The following is a 2,165-nucleotide window of genomic DNA, read 5'->3' as shown; positions in this document are numbered from 1 at the left end:
AATTGAAGGCCAGGAGAAGTGACCAAACCAATATTTTTTTAACTCTGTGTAGCGCAAAGCGCCTCGGTGTGCTCTGTGGTCATATTTATTTTTAAATAACAAGAAGCTGCCGCTTCTAACGTGAGCAAGCTCTACGTCTACAAAGCAAAGTCAATTTCACACCGTAAGCGTGAAGCTTGCTCACTCAAGTTATTAATAATTAATTAAATATTCACAAAATGGTTAATAGGAACTGCGCTTTAGAAAAGTGATCTAATGACAAAATAAAAAGCTTTAGTTGAATTCTTAGTGTTTTCTAATTTACACCTCTTTATGAAATTATTCTGTTTGGATAAATATTTCCTACCTTTACGATATGAAGCTTTTTTACAAATAAATTTAAAAATCAGAAGCCGCTAATAAGACTACATAGTTGTAATAACAATTGATTAATATACAATAAAAGATAAATTGATATGGAGAGTCAAAGTGCATTTCAGAGAAGATATTAACGGCTTAAGAGCCATCGCCGTTATAGCTGTAGTATTATTTCATTTTAACCCTAGTTGGATGCCTGGTGGTTTTGCTGGTGTAGATGTTTTTTTTGTCATCTCTGGTTTTTTAATGACAGGTATAATATTTAAAGGATTAGAACAACAAAACTTCTCAATAATAAAATTCTATATTTCTCGTGCTAACAGAATCATTCCCGCTTTAGCCATTTTGTGTATAGTTTTGCTAATATTTGGCTGGTTTTTTCTTTCCCCTGTGGATTATAAATCCCTAGCCAAACATGCTGTAAGTAGCATAGGTTTTATATCAAATAATATTTATTGGTTAGAATCTGGTTATTTTGATACGGCTTCTCATGAAAAGTGGCTGTTGCATACGTGGTCTTTATCTGTTGAATGGCAGTTTTATATTTTATACCCTATTTTACTAGTTATTTGTAACAAATTAATCGGCTTAACTTGGACTAAAAAAATTATTTTAATAGGTACTTTGCTTGGCTTTGCTTTTTGTGTAATTGCAACTTACAAATGGCCAAGTTCATCATACTTTTTATTCCCTGCTAGAGCTTGGGAAATGATGATAGGTGGTGTAGCTTATCTTTATCCAATTAGTGTAAACCGTAAACAAAGTAAGGCACTAGAAATTATCGGCATTACTTTTATTGTCGCAAGCTACCTTATAATAACAAAACACACTCCTTGGCCAGGTTATCTAGCCTTATTCCCTGTACTGGGTTCATTTTTAATAATTCAAGCTAATGCTAAAAATAGCTTAATAACAAACAATTTTGTTTTTCAAAAAGTAGGGAGTTGGTCTTATTCAATATACTTGTGGCACTGGCCTTTAGTTGTTGCTATTACTTACTTTTCACTAAACTCAAATTTCATTTATTTAGGGATTACTCTTTCTATACTCCTTGGTTATTTTAGTAGCAAATATATTGAGAAATTGAAATTTCATAGATCTTTTACAAGTATAAATGACTTATTTAAGTACAAACCACTGCTGATAGCTATTATTACTAGTACTGTAGGTGTATTTTTATATACAACAAATGGTTATGAACAGCATTATCCCAATGATGTAATAAAGGCGAGTAATGAAGCATCTAATAAAAACCCTTATAAATGCATAACAGCCAGTGAATTAACCTGCTACATTGGCAATAAGACTAATGTAAAGGCGATAATTGTAGGTGACAGCCATGCTGACGCTGTTACAACATCATTAGCTAGCATTTTTGAATTAGATAAAGAGGGGATAATTGCAATTACTAAATCAGCTTGTCCATTTATTATGAATGCATTATCAACGAAAAATGGTGATGAGTGTTTTATAGAAAACAACAAAAGAATAAAGTTTTTGAAAGAGAATTATAAACATGTCCCTGTATTCTGGGCCGCAAGGACTGGCGCCTATGTTTACGGGCAATCAAATCCTAAAAGAATAAACAGCATTTTGGACACAGAGCCATCAATTTATTTTTCAATACCCCAAAGTACACTGAATGAATTGTTATACGAAGAAATAGAAACAAACTTAAAGTTAACCATAAACGAATTAGCTAAAACTCATCCAGTCTATATTTTGCAACCAGTACCAGAAATGAGAAAAAACATTCCAAAAACATTATCTAAAAATATACTGTTGAATAGTGAATCGCCCCGTGTTTG

The 2,165-nt window shown here is 32.2% G+C and carries 1 protein-coding gene; it reads left to right on the top strand.

Annotated features, from left to right (window positions below; genetic code table 11):
• Positions 1-468 precede the first annotated feature (468 nt).
• A partial coding sequence (locus tag CWB65_RS19070; RefSeq protein WP_138741253.1) for an acyltransferase family protein occupies positions 469-2,165 on the top strand: 1,697 nt, incomplete at its 3' end.

Source organism: Pseudoalteromonas sp. S554, assembly GCF_005930865.1.
In the GTDB taxonomy this organism is placed as follows: domain Bacteria; phylum Pseudomonadota; class Gammaproteobacteria; order Enterobacterales; family Alteromonadaceae; genus Pseudoalteromonas; species Pseudoalteromonas marina.
Note: the sequence above shows the minus strand (reverse complement) of the source record. Positions and strands in the feature narration are given on the sequence as shown.